At 41.9% G+C, this 20,411-nt stretch carries 14 protein-coding genes, 3 rRNA genes and 1 other annotated feature; of the genes, 5 read left to right on the top strand and 12 right to left on the bottom strand.

Annotation, left to right across the window (positions count from 1 at the left end; all coding sequences use genetic code 11):
- Positions 1-18 precede the first annotated feature (18 nt).
- Positions 19-1,287, top strand: coding sequence for a cation:dicarboxylate symporter family transporter (locus MKX73_RS07125; protein WP_340718863.1), 1,269 nt, complete (start codon positions 19-21; stop codon positions 1,285-1,287).
- A 45-nt stretch (positions 1,288-1,332) separates the two neighbouring features.
- Here the strand turns inward: MKX73_RS07125 and MKX73_RS07120 are convergent, their stop codons facing one another.
- Positions 1,333-1,953: an RraA family protein gene (locus MKX73_RS07120; protein ID WP_340716864.1), complete on the bottom strand. Its 621-nt coding sequence runs from the start codon at positions 1,951-1,953 to the stop codon at positions 1,333-1,335.
- Positions 1,954-2,110: 157 nt separating this feature from the next.
- On the opposite strand from MKX73_RS07120, the gene MKX73_RS07115 reads away from it, so the two are divergent.
- Positions 2,111-2,488 (top strand): sodium:proton antiporter, encoded by a 378-nt coding sequence (locus MKX73_RS07115; RefSeq protein ID WP_340716863.1) that lies wholly within the window; start codon positions 2,111-2,113, stop codon positions 2,486-2,488.
- 43 nt (positions 2,489-2,531) lie between these two features.
- Here MKX73_RS07115 and MKX73_RS07110 read toward each other — a convergent pair whose 3' ends face one another.
- The 3 genes from MKX73_RS07110 to MKX73_RS07100 form a co-directional block, all read right to left on the bottom strand.
- Positions 2,532-3,200: a deoxynucleoside kinase gene (locus MKX73_RS07110; RefSeq protein WP_339174622.1), complete on the bottom strand. Its 669-nt coding sequence runs from the start codon at positions 3,198-3,200 to the stop codon at positions 2,532-2,534.
- On the bottom strand, positions 3,197-3,835 hold the full coding sequence (locus MKX73_RS07105; RefSeq protein ID WP_340716862.1) for a deoxynucleoside kinase: 639 nt from the start codon (positions 3,833-3,835) through the stop codon (positions 3,197-3,199). The genes MKX73_RS07110 and MKX73_RS07105 overlap by 4 nt, the downstream gene beginning before the upstream one ends.
- A 112-nt stretch (positions 3,836-3,947) precedes the next feature.
- The gene (locus tag MKX73_RS07100) at positions 3,948-4,760 is read right to left on the bottom strand and encodes a hypothetical protein (protein ID WP_340716861.1); all 813 of its coding nucleotides are present in this window, start codon (positions 4,758-4,760) and stop codon (positions 3,948-3,950) included.
- 103 nt (positions 4,761-4,863) lie between these two features.
- On the opposite strand from MKX73_RS07100, the gene tadA reads away from it, so the two are divergent.
- Together tadA and MKX73_RS07090 are read left to right on the top strand one after the other, a co-directional pair.
- The gene (tadA, locus tag MKX73_RS07095; protein WP_340716860.1) at positions 4,864-5,367 is read left to right on the top strand and encodes a tRNA adenosine(34) deaminase TadA; all 504 of its coding nucleotides are present in this window, start codon (positions 4,864-4,866) and stop codon (positions 5,365-5,367) included.
- Between the two features lie 10 nt (positions 5,368-5,377).
- Positions 5,378-6,076, top strand: coding sequence for a YwaF family protein (locus MKX73_RS07090; protein ID WP_340716859.1), 699 nt, complete (start codon positions 5,378-5,380; stop codon positions 6,074-6,076).
- 66 nt (positions 6,077-6,142) lie between these two features.
- Here the strand turns inward: MKX73_RS07090 and MKX73_RS07085 are convergent, their stop codons facing one another.
- Together MKX73_RS07085 and serS are read right to left on the bottom strand one after the other, a co-directional pair.
- Entirely contained in the window at positions 6,143-6,994 is an 852-nt protein-coding gene (locus tag MKX73_RS07085; protein ID WP_340716858.1) for a hydroxymethylglutaryl-CoA lyase, read from the bottom strand.
- A 215-nt stretch (positions 6,995-7,209) separates the two neighbouring features.
- Positions 7,210-8,502, bottom strand: a complete 1,293-nt coding sequence (gene serS / locus MKX73_RS07080; RefSeq protein WP_340716857.1) for a serine--tRNA ligase — start codon at positions 8,500-8,502, stop codon at positions 7,210-7,212.
- 96 nt (positions 8,503-8,598) lie between these two features.
- Positions 8,599-8,812, bottom strand: a binding site (T-box leader).
- Positions 8,813-8,962: 150 nt separating this feature from the next.
- Here serS and pdxR point away from each other — a divergent pair.
- Positions 8,963-10,366, top strand: a complete 1,404-nt coding sequence (gene pdxR, locus MKX73_RS07075; RefSeq protein ID WP_340716856.1) for a MocR-like pyridoxine biosynthesis transcription factor PdxR — start codon at positions 8,963-8,965, stop codon at positions 10,364-10,366.
- A gap of 34 nt (positions 10,367-10,400) precedes the next feature.
- Here the strand turns inward: pdxR and asnB are convergent, their stop codons facing one another.
- The 6 genes from asnB to MKX73_RS07045 form a co-directional block, all read right to left on the bottom strand.
- Positions 10,401-12,227, bottom strand: a complete 1,827-nt coding sequence (gene asnB / locus MKX73_RS07070) for an asparagine synthase (glutamine-hydrolyzing) (RefSeq protein WP_340716855.1) — start codon at positions 12,225-12,227, stop codon at positions 10,401-10,403.
- Positions 12,228-12,354: 127 nt separating this feature from the next.
- The gene (locus MKX73_RS07065; protein ID WP_340716854.1) at positions 12,355-13,692 is read right to left on the bottom strand and encodes a D-alanyl-D-alanine carboxypeptidase family protein; all 1,338 of its coding nucleotides are present in this window, start codon (positions 13,690-13,692) and stop codon (positions 12,355-12,357) included.
- Between the two features lie 134 nt (positions 13,693-13,826).
- Complete coding sequence (gene guaB / locus MKX73_RS07060) at positions 13,827-15,293, bottom strand: IMP dehydrogenase (RefSeq protein ID WP_340716853.1); 1,467 nt, start codon at positions 15,291-15,293, stop codon at positions 13,827-13,829.
- A 197-nt stretch (positions 15,294-15,490) separates the two neighbouring features.
- Positions 15,491-15,606, bottom strand: a 5S ribosomal RNA gene (rrf, locus tag MKX73_RS07055).
- Positions 15,607-15,693: 87 nt separating this feature from the next.
- Positions 15,694-18,622 (bottom strand): 23S ribosomal RNA (locus tag MKX73_RS07050).
- A 230-nt stretch (positions 18,623-18,852) separates the two neighbouring features.
- Positions 18,853-20,410: ribosomal RNA gene (locus MKX73_RS07045) — 16S ribosomal RNA — on the bottom strand.
- Together the 16S, 23S and 5S rRNA genes form the textbook arrangement of a ribosomal RNA operon.
- Position 20,411: the final 1 nt, after the last annotated feature.

Raw genomic sequence — 20,411 nt, 5'->3', positions numbered from 1 at the left:
TTTTTTAGGAGGAACTATATTTTGAAAAAGTTTAAAATTAGTTTAGCCGCGCAAATTTTAATCGGTCTTGTACTCGGTGTTATTGTAGGTGCTGTGTTCTTTGGTAATGAAACTGCACAGTCTTACTTACAGCCACTTGGCGATATTTTCTTAAACTTAATTAAGATGATCGTTGTACCGATTATTATTTCGACACTAATCGTTGGTGTTGCCGGAACTGGTGATATGAAACAATTAGGTCGTCTTGGCGGTAAAACACTTATTTACTTCGAAGTTATTACAACAGTTGCGATTGTTGTTGGTTTATTAGCAGCTAACCTATTCCAACCAGGTGCTGGTATTGATATGAATGCATTAGAGAAATCTGATATTTCTTCTTATGTAGAAACAACGGAAGCTGAAGAAGATAAAAGTAAAATCCAGATTATTGTAGACATCGTTCCTAAAAACATTATAAATGCAATGGCAGAAGGCGATATGCTGGCAATTATTTTCTTCTCTGTAATTTTCGGTTTAGGTGTAGCGGCAATTGGTGATCGCGGAAAACCAGTGCTCGCATTCTTCCAAGGTACCGCAGACGCCATGTTCTGGGTCACAAACTTAGTAATGAAATTCGCACCAATCGGGGTATTTGCACTTATAGGTGTAACCGTTTCCAAATTTGGTGTAGAATCCCTTATTCCGTTAGGGAAATTGGCAATCTTAGTATATGCAACTATGATTTTCTTTGTAATCGTTGTATTAGGTATTACAGCCCGTATTTTCGGTATTAATATCTTTAAATTAATTCGTATGATTAAGGACGAGCTATTACTGGCCTACACTACTTCTTCATCAGAGACAGTATTACCTCGTATTATGTTAAAAACAGAAAAAATGGGTGCACCGAAAGATATCGTATCGTTCGTAATCCCGACAGGTTATTCATTCAACTTAGACGGTTCTACTCTTTACCAGGCGATTGCAGCAATCTTCATTGCGCAAATGTACGGTATTGACCTTTCAATTATGGAACAGATTACATTAATGCTTGTATTAATGGTAACATCTAAAGGTATTGCGGGTGTTCCAGGGGTATCTTTCGTAGTACTTCTTGCAACATTGGGTTCTGTAGGTATCCCACTTGAAGGTTTAGCATTCATTGCAGGTATTGACCGTATTTTAGATATGGCTCGTACAGCTGTAAACGTAGTAGGTAATACATTGGCAGCACTTGTTATGGCGAAATGGGAAAAACGTTTCGACGAGAAGCAATTTGCTGAGTACCAAGCTGCGAACCTAAAATAAAATTAGAAAATGGCGTAGTGAACAATAAATTCACTACGCCATTTTTTATTTCACCACTTTTGCTAAATAAGCACGGATTGATGCTTCCCCATTATGTAATGCCTCATGTGCCCGTTCTTCATCCTTCTTTACTTTTGCTTCTGCAGCCTCAATAATCCGTTCAACATCCTTCTGAGGGATAATAACGACACCATCACTATCACCCACGACATAATCACCTGTTTGAACAGCCACATTTCCTACAGATACGGCTATGCCTACTGTCCCGCCCCCATGTTTATTGCCTGCTGCTACTGTTGTACCTAATGCAAATACCGGAAAGTCAATTTCCTTTGCAGCTGCTATATCGCGAATAACCCCATCCACTACAAAACCTTGCACACCGATACCTTGCGCTAGCTGCATAACAAAGTCCCCCGCTACAGCACGATTTGTATTGCCCTTAGCATCGATGACTAAAACTTCCCCTTTTTCAGCCTGACTGATCGCTTCTAGTACCGCTCCATTTTCCCCGTCCGGCAGGCGTACCGTTCTCGCTTGTCCTGCAATTTTAAAGTGTTCGGCAAGCGGTTTAATAGTCGATGCTACATTCGTATGTCCCCCTGTTGCATCGGAAATTGCTGTCGTCGGTAATGCACGTAAGCGATCTACCTTCGATAAAGTCATATTCCCATCCCCTTTTCGCTATAATGTTACAAATCGTAAAAATTTGTAATTATTTTAAGCATAAACGATATAACTTTTCCTTCGCAATATTTTTTAAAATCGTTACAAATATACTTATATTGGGAATACTAATAATAAAGAGAAGGAGGGATCTATATTGAACAATCCGCTCATTGAAACAGTGACAGATGAAAGTGGGAAGACAACGTATAGGATGAAGACCTTCGATATACAAGTTACTGCCCGGCTGACAGGCGGTCTCGCCCCTACAATCACATATATGCATAAAGATAAAGATGTTACGGATGATATACGTTCAATTCGCTTTCATTTTGAAAACCCGGCATCATATATCGAAAACTATGCTTCTTTTCAAAGGATGCTTTATGAAAGGGAACAACGTGCGGTGAACGAGCTTTATGAATCCATCAGTATGAAACCTAAAAATATGACGACCGGTAAACAAGTTTTATGGAGTTTCTTCGTGTTCCTTCTCATTATGGCACCTATTTTTATCATCGTTTGGACGAAATGAAAAAGACTGATTTCCGCTATTCTACAGAAATCAGTCCTTTTTATTATTTTCGTAAATGACTTGTTTGTTCTAGCATATAACCGATACGTGCTACGACATCCTCTACCTGTGCAGGGTTCTTCATTAAATCATAATCGTTAATATCAATACGCAGCACCGGGCATGCATTGAAGTTGTTAATCCAGTCTTCATAGCGTCCGTGCATTTCTTCCCAGTACGAATGAGGCGTTTGCTGCTCCATCTCGCGTCCTCGTTCATGGATACGTCCTATTACATCATCAATTGGACCTTCCAAATAAACAAGCAGATCCGGATGCGGGAAATACGGTGTCATAACCATTGCATCAAAAAGATTTGTATATGTTTCATAATCTGTCGGTGTCATTGTACCTTTGTCATAATGCATCTTCGCAAAAATGCCCGTATCTTCGTAAATAGAACGGTCCTGAATAAAGCCCCCGCCATATTCAAAAATACGCTTCTGTTCTTTAAAACGTTCGGCAAGGAAATATACTTGCAAATGGAAGCTCCATTTTTCAAAATCATCATAAAATTTATCTAAATAAGGGTTTGTATCAACCTTTTCATAAGATGTACGGAAGTTTAAGCTATGTGATAATGCTTTTGTCATTGTTGACTTTCCGACACCGACTGTTCCTGCAATTGTAATCACTGCATTAGCAGGAATATTGTACTTCTCTCTTAAGTTCATTTCTGATGCAAACTCCTTTGTTGTAACTTTTCTTCTACTAGTCGTAGTACGTAATTTAAATCTTCTTCATTCTTCACAAAATCAAGCTCATCCCCATTTAATGAGATGACAGGAATTTCTGGATGCATCTTTTCAAAATGTCCGATAAATTGATGATAATCGCTTGAAAGTTGTTCCATATAGTCACGTGAAATGTTCTTTTCCATTTCACGACCGCGCATAGCGATCCGTTTCATTAATGTATCTAAGCTTGCATGTAAATAGATGACCATATTTGGCTTTGGCATATCAGCAGTTAAAATTCGGTAGATCGACTCGTACTTTTCGTATTCATTCGGTTTTAAAGTACGTTTTGCAAAGATCAGATTTTTAAATATATGATAATCAGCCACTACTGGCCCTTGTGCTTCAATAATTTCATGAATATCAGATAATTGTTTATAGCGATTGCACAGGAAAAACATTTCCGTTTGGAAGCTCCACTCATTAATATCTTCATAGAACTTACCGAGAAATGGATTTTCATCTACAATCTCTTTTAATAAATGATAGTCAAACGTTTGTGATACGGCCTTAGATAATGAGGTCTTCCCAACACCAATCGGACCTTCTACTGTTATAAATGGCACAGACATTAGAAGTGCTCCTTCTCTTTTTATAGTCAATGCTTTTAATTTTATCACAACGTTCTTTAGACAACAAAGCAAACAATTCTATTTTAATGAATTCATGCATAGCCAATTTCTACTAATCAAATAGCGCCAGCGCTTCCTCCTGTAATTCAAATAACTTTTCACGCTGTTTATCATAATCAGCATTTATTTTTTCTAGCCGGGCAAATACCATTTCCTGAAGAGACTGTTCTTTTTCAATATAGCTTTGTTCGATTTGCTCATAATTTTTCTCAGTTTTTTCGGACAGATCGTGTAATGCCTCGAATAACTGATCATCTAGCTGGCTTTGTGATGCAGCTTCATTATCCATCAGATTTTCGATTGCCTCATCACGCTTTTGTACCAGCACATGGCAGTTTTCTTCAAACAGCTGCTCTGCTTCATCAAATTGCTGATTAGATTTACTCAAGGTGTCTGTAAACTCCTGATGTAAATTATCCAATGCCTGTTCCATTGCCCCTGTCAGATCCGTTGCCTGTGCAATCTGTGTTATTAGCGCTTTCTGCTGTTCATGATAAAATTGAAACTTCCTGCATTCTTCCGCTTGTTTTTGCTCAAGAAGTTCAATTTTATTGACGTGATAGTTTTTTTTCTCTTCTTCACAAACAATATTATATTTTTCTAATATAACTTCCCTTTTATTAGCGAATAACATTTCAATTTTTCCGATTGCTTGGTCGCGATTTTGGTTAAGTTTCTTTTCCTCGTGTTCATACTGTTGTGCAATCGCTTTTTTTTGCTGTTCATACTGCTTTTGCAGAGTCCTAGTCACTTGCTGCTCATTTTTCTCAATCGTCAATAATTTCTGTTCATATTCTTTATCCAGATCAGCCAATGCTTTTTCAAAATACTCATTTACTTCTTCCACGCTTTGAAATGATTTCATCGCTGTTCTCCTTCAAACTTTTCTTTCATCATAGCATGATTTATTTCTTGTCGCCCATCTATTCAATAGCATGCTAAACTAGGTTTTAAGGAGTGAGAGACGAATGCTCGAAAATAAAGATCACCATTACATGCAGGAAGCATTGGAAGAAGCAAAAAAGGCTGCTGCGCTTGGAGAAGTGCCGATCGGCGCGGTTATTGTATATAAAGATGAGATTATTGCACGTGCACATAATTTACGCGAAACAACCCAAAATGCTCTGACACACGCAGAAAGCATGGCCATTCAGGAAGCTTGCAGCAAAATAGGCAGCTGGCGGCTGGAAGAAACTACTTTATACGTCACGCTTGAACCTTGCCCGATGTGTGCAGGAGCTATTTTGCAATCGCGCATACCACGGGTTGTTTATGGTGCACGTGATGTAAAGGCGGGCTGTGTCGACTCATTATACCGTCTGCTCAATGATCCGCGTTTTAATCATGAATGTACTGTAACGGAAGGTGTTATGGCAGAAGAGTGCGGACAAATTTTAACAGACTTTTTCAAAGCGCTTCGCGACCGTAAAAAAGCAGAGAAATTAGCAAGAAAACAACAATCCGAAAAGTAAGGTGTGGGAAATGGACGGATTTTCTATTTTTGATTCGGTTCATATAATGTGGCTTATCATTATTGCGGTTTTTTTAGTTTTTTCTTTATATTTTTATCATTGTTTTTCTTATGAAAGGCAAGATCTTTTCCTGAAATCGGCTTTTTGGCTGCTGCTGTTTTTAGAAGTAGCAAAGCAGATTTATTTACTCGTAACCGATCAATATTCATATTGGAGTCCACCACTCCACTTATGCGGTTTTGGCATTTTCATTATTGGCTGGCACGCCTATTTCCCAAATCGCACAACAGCTACACTACTATACACGCTCACATTACCCGGAGCTGCGATTGCACTTTTATTCCCCGGATGGACAATTGATCCGGTTGGCGGGTTTTTGCACTTTCACAGTTTCATCTTTCATGCACTGCTTGTTGTAGTGGTAGCGGCTTTGATTTTGGAAAAGCAGCTGGCGACAAATTTTACTGATATTTGGCGGTCTGTATTATTTCTGTTAATCACAGTTCCGCCTGTGTATGTATATAACGCCCATTTCCATACGAATTTCATGTTTCTAAACCGTCCTGTAAAAGGGACGCCTCTTCAATGGTTGAACGATGCATTTGGGGCAACTGGTTATTTAGCCAGTTTAGCAGGAGTTATCATTTGTATTTGGATTGTGCTTTATATACTTCTTGCCTTACAAAAACGACGGCACATTACCGAATAAATGTGCCGTCGTTTTTATTTTGCTTTTTTCCAATAATCCATTTTAATGAATAGTTTCCGGCCATTCTCAAACTAAGCTGAAAGCGAAATTAGCCACTTCCTTTAATTTTTCCTGTTGGATATTTGTTTTTATTTCCATCGCTTCAAACAGCTCCACCACTTTTTCCGTTGCTACATTTCCTGTAGCTCCAGGCGAAAATGGACAACCGCCCAGTCCGGCAATCGAACTATCAAACTTTTCAATTCCAGCATTTATTGCAGCTATAATATTTGCATAGGCAAAACCGTTTGTATCATGGAAATGGGCCACGAACATTGTATCTGGGAAATCTTTTTTCAATGCGCTGAACCGTTCATACACGATGCGCGGATTTGCCTGTCCATTCGTATCTCCAATTGAAATTTCGTCAGCCCCGTCATTTACAAATTGTGCTACGACCCGCTTTACCTGCTCATAGGAAATGACCCCTTCATACGGACAGCTAAAACACATTGATACATAGCCCCGAATAAACTTCTGCTGAGCTTTGGCATGCCGGAACATTTCGCTGCACTCCGTCAAAGATTCCTCAATGGAACGCTTTATATTTTTTTGGTTGAATGTCTCACTTGCCCCGACGAATACCGCAATCTGCGGTACACCTGCATCAATTGCCCGTTCCAGCGCTTTCATATTTGGGGTTAAAGCGATATACTCCATCCCCAATTCGTTGCAGAACGCCGTAATTTCCTGTGCGTCCGCCATTTGCGGGACAATTTTCGGATGAACAAATGAAGCCGTTTCAATACGCTGGAAACCCGCTTCATATAATCGCTTGATTAATTGTTTCTTTTCTTCTGTCGGTACAAAGCGTGATTCATTTTGCAAACCGTCACGCGGACCAACTTCAATAATTTCAACTTGCTTAGGAAAGTGCATGATTTTCACCTCAATAAGATTTTGGAAGTTTTAATATATGTTCTCCTGCGTATGATAAAATCAGTTTCATTGAATTTTCCAAATCCACATTCACTAAATTATGTATATTATTTTATCGAATATAACAAAATACTCTCGATTTGTAAATCAAATGCTAATTCCTTCATTTTATAAAAAAAAAGTGTGTTGAAATTGAATTCAACACACTTTTTAAATTATTTTACAGTAATGATTTCTAGGCCACCCATATATGGACGTAACACTTCCGGAATAACAACAGAACCGTCTTCCTGTTGGTAATTTTCCAGAATTGCGGCTACTGTACGGCCAATTGCTAGACCTGAACCGTTTAATGTGTGAACGAATTCCGGTTTTGCGCCTGCTTCACGACGGAAACGGATATTGGCACGACGCGCTTGGAAATCTTCGAAGTTTGAACATGAAGAAATTTCGCGGTACATGTTTTGAGCAGGAATCCATACTTCCAAGTCGTACTTCTTCGCAGCTGTGAAACCTAAATCTGCTGTACACATTTTTAGTTTGCGGTATGGTAAACCTAAAATCTGTAACACCTTTTCAGCATGGCCAGTTAAAATTTCAAGTTGCTCATATGATTCTTCCGGTTTAACGAAACGCACTAATTCTACTTTGTTGAACTGGTGCTGACGGATCAGTCCGCGTGTATCACGACCTGCAGATCCTGCTTCTGAACGGAAGTTAGCGCTGAATGCAGAGAAAGCTTGCGGCAGCATATCTGCTGATAAAATTTCATCACGGTAATAGTTTGTTACCGGAACTTCGGCAGTCGGAATCAGGTAATAATCCATTTCATCTTCTTCACGAACTAATTTAAATACGTCTTCTTCAAACTTCGGTAATTGGCCAGTACCTGTCAGTGAATCGCGGTTAACGATTTGCGGTGGCAGCATTTCTGTATAACCATGCTGATCTGAATGAAGGTCCATCATGAAGTTCAGTAAAGCACGCTCTAGACGGGCACCTAAACCTTTATAGAATAAGAATCGGCTTCCCGTAACTTTAGCACCGCGTTCAAAGTCCACGATATCTAAATCTTTTGCAATATCCCAGTGTGCCTTCGTTTCGAAATCAAATGCCGGTACATCACCCCAAGTGTATTCTTCCACGTTGTCATCTTCTTCTGTGCCAACAGGTACTGATTCATGTGGGATATTCGGCAAACGCATCATCATATTTTTAAATTCATCTTCAATTGCATTTAACTCTGCATCCAATGCTTTAATTTCATCGCCTACTTCACGCATACGTGCAATCACTTCTGTTGCATCTTCTTTGTTGCGCTTCATAACAGAAATTTGCTCTGACACTTTATTGCGCTCTGCTTTCAATACTTCTGTTTTGGCGATTAGTTCACGGCGTTTTGAATCTAAGTTTTCAAAGTTGTCCAGATTTCCTAAATCTTCATTACGTGTAAGAAGCATACGTTTTACTTCTTCAAAATTGTCGCGGACGCGTTTAATATCTAACATAATTTTTCCTCCTAAAATTTATGAAATGATGATCTTGAGCACTTTAACGCGTTAATGTATTAGCGGAGTAAATACAAAAAAGCCCTCAATCCCTATGAAAGGGACGAGAGCTACCCGCGTTGCCACCCTAATTGAATAGAAAACTCTATTCCTCTTAACAATTAACGACTTTGGTAAGCCGGCTTCCACCTACTGTTATTTCGGAAAAAGCATCTCAAGGACGGATTCACAAGTGTCTTTATCAGCTTCCACCGACCGCTGACTCTCTAAAAAAAACGTGCTTGCTACTACTTCCTATCATCGAATTCATTTATAAATTTAACCATACTGTACTATAAAACCATATACATTTGCAAGTTCTGTTGAAAACGTTCACTAATTTTCTACAACATGCTATACTTTTCTGACACTATCAATACTAGTTAAAATCTAAATTTCAATAAGGTTACATAAGGAGGTAATGACAGTGCTTTTCTTTCAGCTTCATAAGGAACATACGATCCCGCTATATGAACAACTGTATATCGGTATAAAAAATGCCATTACTAACAACCAGCTGGCTGTTGGTGTACGTCTTCCTTCCAAAAGGGAACTTGCGGATTTTTTCAATATAAGTCAAACAACCGTCGAACTTGCGTATTCGCAGCTGCTGGCTGAAGGCTATATTATATCAAAACCGCGTATCGGTTATTTTGTTGAAGAAATAGATTCATTACCTTACCGCCAAAGTGACACATCAAACAATGAAGTTAAAAAAACAGCGGAAACGACAGAATATAAAGTTGATTTCTCTTCCGCAAAAATTGATGAGGAAGCTTTTCCATTTACAATATGGAGAAAATACGCAAAAGATGTGCTCGATAAGCCGTTCAAACATTTACTTCAGACAGGGGAACGACAAGGTGAGCTTGCGTTGCGTATCGAAATCGCGAACTATTTACACCAGTCACGCGGAATCGAATGCCAGCCAGAGCAAATTGTCATTGGCTCCGGTACCGAGCAGTTACTGCCTATGATTTTAAAAATTTTGGATGCTGACTCAAAGCTTGCTTTTGAAAATCCGGGCTATTCACCCATTCCCCGTCATCAGTTAGGGCAGCTCGCCATTCCTATTTCTGTTGATACAGACGGAATTGTGGTGGAACAATTACAGAAATCCAATGCAAATGTTGTTTATATTACACCTTCACACCAATTCCCAACAGGTGCGGTTCTTTCAGCCAACCGTCGCACTCAATTATTAAATTGGGCAGCTAAAACGCCAGACCGCTTTATAATCGAGGATGATTACGACAGTGAATTTCGCTATATTGGAAAGCCCATTCCGGCACTTAGAGGATTAGATGCAAATGACCGGGTCATTTATTTAAGTACTTTTACGAAATCTCTGATGCCATCCCTGCGTGTTGCCTTTTTCGTCTTGCCGCCAACACTCGTCGAACGCTATCAGGAACATTTCAATTACTATTCTTCTACTGTTCCTCGTTTTGAACAGCATATTTTAGCGAATTTTATGAAGGATGGACACTTTGCAAAACATCTAAATAGGATGCGTAAAATTTATCGTAAAAAACACGATAAATGCATTGAAGTCTTTTCAAATCATTACTCTCAAATATCAATATCCGGGGATGCTGCCGGTACAAACATACTCGTTGCATTCCGTCATGAAAAATCTGAACGGGAACTGCAAAAGATTGCACGTGAACACGGGACTCATATTTTACCGTTATCAAATTATTATTTAACAGAGCAGCATTACACGAAAAGAACATTTTTATTAGGTTTTGGTAATTTACAGCTCCATGATATTGAGCCGAACATCCATCAGCTGATGGACATTTGGGGAATTTCTAAAGATTAATATAAAAGAGACGTTCCGTATAGGAACGTCTCTTTTATGTTGAAATTATATTGATGCGGTACTGTTCGGCCCAATCATGTAATTGTATAAAATATGCGATGAGTTGTGGCCCTGCCATTAACTGGCCAAACCAAGGTATTTGAAACGATTGGCCGTTTGTAGCAAGCAACCGCTCTAACTGCTCCTTCTCAAACAATTCATGGAGAACTGAGTGCTTCTGCCGTAAAATTTGCTCCAATCGGTTGTGAACGAGTTCTGTATATTTAGGGTGATATGTTTTCGGATACGGGTTTTTCTTACGTTCCACAACTTCCTTCGGTAAAATATCCTGAAATGCCTTTCGTAAAATTCCCTTTTCCATTCCGCCGCTGTTTTTCATTTCCCAAGGAATATTCCAGACATATTCAATTATTGTATGATCGGCAAACGGTACACGGACTTCCATACTTGCACCCATCGTCATCCGGTCATTTCTTTCCAATAATGTCTGCATAAAGAACTGGTTATTTAAATAAAACAGCTGCTGGCGTTCCTGCTCTTCTTTCGTCCCTAAAAATGACGGCATCCCCTTTACTGCCTCTTCATAAGTACTTTGCATAAACTGCGGTAACTGCAGGCGTTTTTGCCAATCTGATTTAAATAACTGTTCACGTTCCTTTGTAGAACGAAGCCAAGGGAAAAGTGTTTCTTTTTTACCTTCATAAAACCATGGATAACCGCCAAATACTTCGTCAGCACATTCACCCGATAGTGCCACAGTATGTTCTTTTTTCATTTCTTTACAGAATAAGTAAAACGAGCTATCAATATCCGCCATACTCGGCATATCTTTTAAACGCATTGCCTGTTCTAAACCATCTACTAATTCCTGTTGAGTCAGCGTCACTTGTCGGTGCTTTGTCTGAAATGCCTGTTGCATTTTTCCGATCCAGTATTCATCCTGTGACGTTTGAAACGAGTTTTTTGTGAAGTGAAAGTCATTTTCTTCAAATGCTACGGAATACGTCGCCAATGTTTTCTGTTCTTTTGCAAGTTGTTGGGCAGCAACTGCCGTTATGATACTTGAATCGAGTCCGCCTGATAGCATTGTACTTAGCGGCACATCGCTTATTAGTTGGCGAATAATCGCATTAGTTACGAGTTCCCGGACATTTTCAATCGTTTCTTCCTCTGAATGCTCATGTTGTTTACTTTCAATGTCCCAGTACTGCCAGCTTTTCCTGAAACCGCTCCGCACTATCATGGCGTATGCGGGCTTAACTTCCTTAATTCCTTTAAATATGGCATGCCCTACAATACGGGATGGTCCAAGACTGAATAATGCAGCAAGCCCTTCTGCATCAACTTCAGCCTTCACAGCAGGATGTGCCAGTATCCCTTTTATTTCAGAACTGAACAATAGCCCATCCGGAAGCTCATAGTAAAACAGCGGCTTTACCCCTAGCCGGTCACGACATAGGAATAACGATTGCTCCTGTTCATTCCATACAGCAAAAGCAAATATTCCGTTCAAGTACTCCATACAACGCTCTTTCCATTCAACATAAGCCATTAAAATGACTTCTGTATCCGATGTTGTATAAAAGGAATGGCCCAAATTTTTAAGCTGTTCGCGAAGTTCATTTGCATTGTAAACTTCCCCATTATATACAATTGTCAATTCGCCGCGAGTCATCGGCTGGTTACCTGTCACTAAATCGATAATGGCAAGCCGTTTATGGCCCAGTAAAGCATGTTTGCTTATAAAGTATCCTTCACTATCCGGACCCCGGTGTAAAAGCGTCCTCGTCATTTTTTTAATCATTGACTCTTCATTTACTAAGTGAGTCGAGTAATCGATCCAACCTGATATTCCACACATGATTAATCCCTCCATGTACCAATGTATGTTTTGCATGGTTTATCGACAAATTGTCCCATTCGAAAAAATTTCTTAAAACGAAAAAAAAGCCTTTCTACAAGTGTTTACTTATAGAAAGGCTTATTCATTATTTAATTAAATTACCTGCAAATCCAAACACACCATTCCATAAATTACCGAAAAAGCTTCCGATACCTTGGAACATCAATGAGATTTTTCCTGCACGTTCAACCGATTCTGTCGTCACGACATCTGCTGTAATAGGATTGCCGTCAATATAGCCGAAATCTACACCTTCTTTTGGTGCAAGTACTGCCTGTCCGACTACTTGGTCTTTCTCAATTCCCGCTTCAAGTTCTTTCTTGTCCAGTGTCAATGTCGGAACGTATGAATCTTTTTCGCTCGTCTTAACCATTACAGAAACCGGCTCTTTTACACCGATTTTGACAGAGTCTTCTTTCCCTTTAATAACAGGAATTGTTTTTTGCTCTTCAAATACATAGTTACCTGGAAGAAGTTCTACTTTCGAAAATTGACCGAATCCATAATCGAATAACTTCGCCGTCGCATCAAAACGTGCTTTATAAGAGCCAACACCTTTTGAATCCACTGCCTTCATAACAACAGCGATTAAACGTGTATCGCCACGTTTAGCTGTTCCTGTAAATGTATGACCAGCAAAGTCTGTTGTCCCTGTTTTCAACCCGTCTACGCCTTCATATTCATATACAAGGCCTGGTAGCATGAAGTTCCAGTTGGACATACTAATTGCATCCGAAGTACCTTCACGGAATATTTTCTTCGGAATTTTTGCTGTTTCTAACATGTCAGGATGATCTTTTAATAAATGGTACGCTAATTTTGCTACAGAACGAGCAGGCATAACGTTTTCATCCTTTTCTCCAGTACCTTCTGGATGCATGCCTTGTAAATCAGCATTATTCAAACCTGTTGCATTTACAAATTTATAATTCTCCAAGCCAAGTTCTTCTGCTTTTTTATCCATTAATTTCAGGAATTCTTTTTCTGTACCTGCAATTGTTTCAGCAATTGCAATTGTAGCAGCATTTGCAGAATAGATTGCCATTGCTTCATATAATTCTCTGATCGTATACGTACCATCAGCACGTAACGGCACATTACTCAATAAACGGTTTTGGGAAACTTTATATGTATACTCTGTTACATTATATTGTTGATCCCATGAAATTGAACCTTCTTCGATTGCATCAAGTAATAGATATTCTGTCATCATTTTCGTCATACTTGCAATACCTAAAGCCGTCTCTGCGTTTTGCTCATATAAAATTTTTCCTGTGTCTGCATCAATTAAAATTGCTGCATCTACCGTTAACCCTAAATCCGTCGCTGCGTTTGTCTTAGCAGGGGCCATCGCCAGCATGCTAAGTATTAAAATCGGAATTAAGACAACGCTTAATACCGTTTGCATTCTTACCTTCTTCACAAAGCTACCTCCAAATTTTTATTCTTCTCTAACGCCATTTTATCATACATAAGTAGTTGTATGTGACCTTCTGTTAATAAAAAAACGTTACTATCTCAATTTGACGATAGTAACGTTTGAAAGTTTCCTAGTAATTATTGTAAAGAGTAGTTTGGTGATTCTTTCGTGATTTGTACATCATGTGGATGTGATTCACGTAAGCCTGCACCCGACATTTTAATGAACTGTGATTTTTCACGTAAATATTCTAAATCCGGTGCACCGCAGTAACCCATTCCGGCACGTACGCCACCAACCAATTGGTGAATTGTATCTGCTAAAGGTCCTTTGTATGGTAAACGACCTTCAATTCCTTCTGGTACAAGCTTTTTCGCATCTTCTTGGAAGTAACGATCTTTAGATCCTTTTTCCATTGCACCTAATGAACCCATTCCACGGTACACTTTAAAGCGACGTCCTTGGAAAATTTCTGTTTCACCAGGAGATTCAGATGTTCCTGCTAATAATGAACCTAACATTACAGTATGTCCACCTGCAGCTAAAGCCTTTGTGATATCGCCTGAATATTTGATACCGCCATCAGCAATAATTGTTTTGCCTAATTCACGTGCAACTGATGCTGCATCGTAAACAGCAGTAATTTGTGGTACACCAACACCTGCAACAACACGTGTTGTACAAATAGAACCAGGACCGATTCCTACTTTTACAACATCGGCACCAGCTTCAAATAATGCACGTGTCCCTTCAGCTGTTGCAACATTTCCTGCAATAATATCTAAGTCCGGGTAAGCTGCACGAATGTCTTTAATAGTATTTAAAACGCCTTGAGAATGACCATGTGCTGTATCAATTACAACGATATCCACTTGTGCTTCCACTAGTTTGGCAATACGCATCATTGTATCTTTAGAAACACCAACCGCAGCTCCTACAACTAATCGGCCATGGCTGTCTTTTGCTGCATTTGGGAATTCAATTACCTTTTCGATATCTTTGATTGTGATTAAGCCAGTTAGTTTACCCGCTTCATCAACAATCGGTAACTTTTCGATTTTATATTGCTGAAGAATTTTTTCAGCATCTTCTAAAGTTGTCCCTACAGGAGCAATGATTAAATCTTCTTTTGTCATTACATCATCAATTTTTAATGAGTAATCTGAAATAAAGCGTAAATCACGGTTTGTAATAATACCAACTAACTTTTGATCTTCCATGTTATTTACAATAGGGACACCTGAAATGCGGTACTTGCCCATTAAGTGTTCTGCATCGAAAACTTGATGTTCTGGTGTAAGGAAGAATGGATTTGTAATAACGCCGTTTTCAGAGCGTTTTACTTTTTCGACTTCTTCTGCTTGTTCATCAATACTCATATTTTTATGAATAATACCAATTCCACCTTGACGAGCCATTGCAATTGCCATTTTCGATTCGGTTACAGTATCCATACCTGCAGAGATCAATGGAATGTTTAACTTAATGCTGTCAGTTAGATTTACAGACAAATCAACATCTTTCGGTAACACCTCAGAGTGCCCTGGTACTAATAGTACATCATCAAATGTTAAACCTTCTTTAGCAAATTTTGTTTCCCACATTGTTAAGAATGCCTCCTATTTATAAAAGAATATTATTGTAAGGTTACCCCCGAGGGACATCACTGTCAAGATTCTTTAAAAAATAAAATAATTCGGAATATTATATTATCTTTGATTTTCTCCTTAAAACGAGAAAATAAGCGTTTTATAACGAAAATAACAAAAAACCCACTGATTTCTCAGTGGGTTTTACATGTGCGAAGCGACGTCCTACTCTCACAGGGGGAAGCCCCCAACTACCATCGGCGCTAAAGAGCTTAACTTCCGTGTTCGGTATGGGAACGGGTGTGACCTCTTTGCCATCATCACTTCACTATAGTGGGCTTTAAAAAGCCTATGTAAAAGAATTTTCATTCTTTCAAAACTGGATAAACGGTTCATTGAATTTGTGCAATAAAATGTGGTTAAGTCCTCGACCGATTAGTATTCGTCAGCTGCATGCGTCGCCGCACTTCCACCTCGAACCTATCTACCTGATCGTCTTTCAGGGGTCTTACTTACTTGCGTAATGGGAAATCTCATCTTGAGGGGGGCTTCATGCTTAGATGCTTTCAGCACTTATCCCGTCCATACATAGCTACCCAGCGATGCCTTTGGCAAGACAACTGGTACACCAGCGGTATGTCCATCCCGGTCCTCTCGTACTAAGGACAGCTCCTCTCAAATTTCCTACGCCCACGACGGATAGGGACCGAACTGTCTCACGACGTTCTGAACCCAGCTCGCGTACCGCTTTAATGGGCGAACAGCCCAACCCTTGGGACCGACTACAGCCCCAGGATGCGATGAGCCGACATCGAGGTGCCAAACCTCCCCGTCGATGTGGACTCTTGGGGGAGATAAGCCTGTTATCCCCGGGGTAGCTTTTATCCGTTGAGCGATGGCCCTTCCATGCGGAACCACCGGATCACTAAGCCCGTCTTTCGACCCTGCTCGACTTGTAGGTCTCGCAGTCAAGCTCCCTTATGCCTTTACACTCTACGAATGATTTCCAACCATTCTGAGGGAACCTTTGGGCGCCTCCGTTACTCTTTAGGAGGCGACCGCCCCAGTCAAACTGTCCGCCTGACACTGTCTCCTACCCCGCTAAGGGGCATGGGTTAGAAGTTCAATACAACCAGGGTAGTATCCCACCGACGCCTCCTTCGAAGCTGGCGCTCCGAGATCTCTGGCTCCTACCTATCCTGTACAAGTTGTACCAAAATTCAATATCAGGCTACAGTAAAGCTCCACGGGGTCTTTCCGTCCTGTCGCGGGTAACCTGCATCTTCACAGGTACTATAATTTCACCGAGTCTCTCGTTGAGACAGTGCCCAGATCGTTACGCCTTTCGTGCGGGTCGGAACTTACCCGACAAGGAATTTCGCTACCTTAGGACCGTTATAGTTACGGCCGCCGTTTACTGGGGCTTCAATTCACAGCTTCGCTTGCGCTAACCGCTCCTCTTAACCTTCCAGCACCGGGCAGGCGTCAGCCCCTATACGTCACCTTACGGTTTTGCAGAGACCTGTGTTTTTGCTAAACAGTCGCCTGGGCCTATTCACTGCGGCTTCTCTAGGCTATGCACCCAAAGAAGCACCCCTTCTCCCGAAGTTACGGGGTCATTTTGCCGAGTTCCTTAACGAGAGTTCTCTCGCACACCTTAGGATTCTCTCCTCGACTACCTGTGTCGGTTTGCGGTACGGGCACCTCTCACCTCGATAGAGGCTTTTCTTGGCAGTGTGAAATCAGGAACTTCGCTCATACGAGCTCGTCATCACAGCTCAACGTTATAGTATGCGGATTTGCCTACATACACGCCTTACTGCTTGAACACGCGCAACCAACGGCGTGCTTACCCTATCCTACTGCGTCCCCCCATTTCTCAAACGGTGAGGAGGTGGTACAGGAATATCAACCTGTTGTCCATCGCCTACGCCTATCGGCCTCGGCTTAGGTCCCGACTAACCCTGAGCGGACGAGCCTTCCTCAGGAAACCTTAGTCATACGGTGCATGGGATTCTCACCCATGTTTCGCTACTCATACCGGCATTCTCACTTCTAACCGCTCCACCAGTCCTTCCGGTCTGACTTCAACGCTGTTAGAACGCTCTCCTACCACGCATACTCAAAGTATGCATCCACAGCTTCGGTGAATCGTTTAGCCCCGATACATTTTCGGCGCAGCGTCACTCGACCAGTGAGCTATTACGCACTCTTTAAATGATGGCTGCTTCTAAGCCAACATCCTGGTTGTCTAAGCAACGCCACATCCTTTTCCACTTAACGATTACTTGGGGACCTTAGCTGGTGGTCTGGGCTGTTTCCCTCTTGACTACGGATCTTATCACTCGCAGTCTGACTCCCGTGTATAAATATCCGGCATTCGGAGTTTGTCTGAATTCGGTAAAGCGAGATGCCCCCCTAGTCCAAACAGTGCTCTACCTCCGGTATTCTCAATCACGAGGCTAGCCCTAAAGCTATTTCGGAGAGAACCAGCTATCTCCAGGTTCGATTGGAATTTCTCCGCTACCCACACCTCATCCCCGCACTTTTCAACGTGCGTGGGTTCGGGCCTCCAGTGAGTGTTACCTCACCTTCACCCTGGACATGGGTAGATCACCTGGTTTCGGGTCTACGACCACGTACTAATTCGCCCTATTCAGACTCGCTTTCGCTGCGGCTCCGTCTTCTCAACTTAACCTCGCACGTAATCGTAACTCGCCGGTTCATTCTACAAAAGGCACGCTATCACCCATTAACGGGCTCTAACTACTTGTAGGCACACGGTTTCAGGATCTATTTCACTCCCCTTCCGGGGTGCTTTTCACCTTTCCCTCACGGTACTGGTTCACTATCGGTCACTAGGTAGTATTTAGCCTTGGGAGATGGTCCTCCCGGATTCCGACGGAATTTCACGTGTTCCGCCGTACTCAGGATCCACTCTGGAGGGAATGAACTTTTGACTACAGGGCTTTTACCTCGTTTCGCGGACCTTTCCAAGTCGCTTCGTCTAGTTCATTCTTTTGTAACTCCGTATAGAGTGTCCTACAACCCCAAAGAGCAAGCTCTTTGGTTTGGGCTCTTCCCGTTTCGCTCGCCGCTACTCAGGGAATCGAATTTTCTTTCTGTTCCTGCAGGTACTTAGATGTTTCAGTTCTCTGCGTCTGTCTTCAACACGCTATGAATTCACGTGAAGATACTATCCGATTAAAGATAGTGGGTTCCCCCATTCGGAAATCCCCGGATCAAAGCTTACTTACAGCTCCCCGAGGCATATCGGTGTTAGTGCCGTCCTTCATCGACTCCTAGTGCCAAGGCATCCACCGTGCGCCCTTATTAACTTAACCAAAAGTTAACACTTGGATAAAATCCAAGATTTAGTTTACACGTCAATTGCTTGACTTGTTTAAAAATCTATAAAATAGAAATTTGATTTATTGCTTTCAATGTCGTTTTATCCAGTTTTCAAAGAACAAAGGTTTTGAAGTGTTTCATTCAATTAAGAATGAACCTTCAAAACTGAACAGCAAACGTTAATGTTTCATTCCCCAAGGGAATGATTCCGAAAAATCCTTAGAAAGGAGGTGATCCAGCCGCACCTTCCGATACGGCTACCTTGTTACGACTTCACCCCAATCATCTATCCCACCTTCGGCGGCTGGCTCCATAAAGGTTACCTCACCGACTTCGGGTGTTACAAACTCTCGTGGTGTGACGGGCGGTGTGTACAAGGCCCGGGAACGTATTCACCGCGGCATGCTGATCCGCGATTACTAGCGATTCCGGCTTCATGTAGGCGAGTTGCAGCCTACAATCCGAACTGAGAACGGTTTTATCGGATTAGCTCCCCCTCGCGGGTTGGCAACCGTTTGTACCGTCCATTGTAGCACGTGTGTAGCCCAGGTCATAAGGGGCATGATGATTTGACGTCATCCCCACCTTCCTCCGGTTTATCACCGGCAGTCTCCTTAGAGTGCCCAACTGAATGATGGCAACTAAGAATAAGGGTTGCGCTCGTTGCGGGACTTAACCCAACATCTCACGACACGAGCTGACGACAACCATGCACCACCTGTCACCGTTGCCCCCGAAGGGGAAACTATGTCTCCATAGTGGTCACCGGGATGTCAAGACCTGGTAAGGTTCTTCGCGTTGCTTCGAATTAAACCACATGCTCCACCGCTTGTGCGGGCCCCCGTCAATTCCTTTGAGTTTCAGTCTTGCGACCGTACTCCCCAGGCGGAGTGCTTAATGCGTTAGCTGCAGCACTGAGGGGCGGAAACCCCCCAACACTTAGCACTCATCGTTTACGGCGTGGACTACCAGGGTATCTAATCCTGTTTGCTCCCCACGCTTTCGCGCCTCAGTGTCAGTTACAGACCAGACAGTCGCCTTCGCCACTGGTGTTCCTCCAAATCTCTACGCATTTCACCGCTACACTTGGAATTCCACTATCCTCTTCTGCACTCAAGTTCCCCAGTTTCCAATGACCCTCCCCGGTTGAGCCGGGGGCTTTCACATCAGACTTAAGGAACCACCTGCGCGCGCTTTACGCCCAATAATTCCGGACAACGCTTGCCACCTACGTATTACCGCGGCTGCTGGCACGTAGTTAGCCGTGGCTTTCTAACAAGGTACCGTCAAGGTAGCGCCAGTTACTACGCTACTTGTTCTTCCCTTGCAACAGAGTTTTACGAACCGAAATCCTTCTTCACTCACGCGGCGTTGCTCCATCAGACTTTCGTCCATTGTGGAAGATTCCCTACTGCTGCCTCCCGTAGGAGTCTGGGCCGTGTCTCAGTCCCAGTGTGGCCGATCACCCTCTCAGGTCGGCTACGCATCGTTGCCTTGGTGAGCCGTTACCTCACCAACTAGCTAATGCGCCGCGGGTCCATCTTATAGTGACAGCGAGATGCCGTCTTTCAACTTCAAAACATGTGTTAAAAAGTATTATTCGGTATTAGCCCCGGTTTCCCGGAGTTATCCCAATCTATAAGGTAGGTTACCCACGTGTTACTCACCCGTCCGCCGCTAAAATTTTAAAGGTGCAAGCACCAATAAAATTTCCGCTCGACTTGCATGTATTAGGCACGCCGCCAGCGTTCGTCCTGAGCCAGGATCAAACTCTCCATAAAA

Origin of the sequence: Solibacillus sp. FSL W7-1436 (assembly GCF_038007305.1) — a bacterium.
Lineage (GTDB): Bacteria > Bacillota > Bacilli > Bacillales_A > Planococcaceae > Solibacillus.
This window is presented reverse-complemented; position numbering and strand designations above follow the sequence as displayed.

Bases quoted from the DNA above. Each gene is read 5' to 3' on its own strand.
- MKX73_RS07110 (WP_339174622.1), bottom strand. From the start codon at position 3,200: ATGAACTTAAGAGAGAAGTACAATATTCCTGCTAATGCAGTGATTACA.
- MKX73_RS07120 (WP_340716864.1), bottom strand. From the start codon at position 1,953: ATGACTTTATCGAAGGTAGATCGCTTACGTGCATTACCGACGACAGCA.
- guaB (WP_340716853.1), bottom strand. From the start codon at position 15,293: ATGTGGGAAACAAAATTTGCTAAAGAAGGTTTAACATTTGATGATGTA.
- asnB (WP_340716855.1), bottom strand. From the start codon at position 12,227: ATGTGTGGAATATCAGGTTGGATCGATTACTCGACTCACTTAGTAAAT.
- serS (WP_340716857.1), bottom strand. From the start codon at position 8,502: ATGTTAGATATTAAACGCGTCCGCGACAATTTTGAAGAAGTAAAACGT.
- MKX73_RS07105 (WP_340716862.1), bottom strand. From the start codon at position 3,835: ATGTCTGTGCCATTTATAACAGTAGAAGGTCCGATTGGTGTTGGGAAG.
- tadA (WP_340716860.1), top strand. From the start codon at position 4,864: ATGCTCGAAAATAAAGATCACCATTACATGCAGGAAGCATTGGAAGAA.
- MKX73_RS07085 (WP_340716858.1), bottom strand. From the start codon at position 6,994: ATGCACTTTCCTAAGCAAGTTGAAATTATTGAAGTTGGTCCGCGTGAC.
- MKX73_RS07100 (WP_340716861.1), bottom strand. From the start codon at position 4,760: ATGAAATCATTTCAAAGCGTGGAAGAAGTAAATGAGTATTTTGAAAAA.
- MKX73_RS07090 (WP_340716859.1), top strand. From the start codon at position 5,378: ATGGACGGATTTTCTATTTTTGATTCGGTTCATATAATGTGGCTTATC.
- pdxR (WP_340716856.1), top strand. From the start codon at position 8,963: ATGACAGTGCTTTTCTTTCAGCTTCATAAGGAACATACGATCCCGCTA.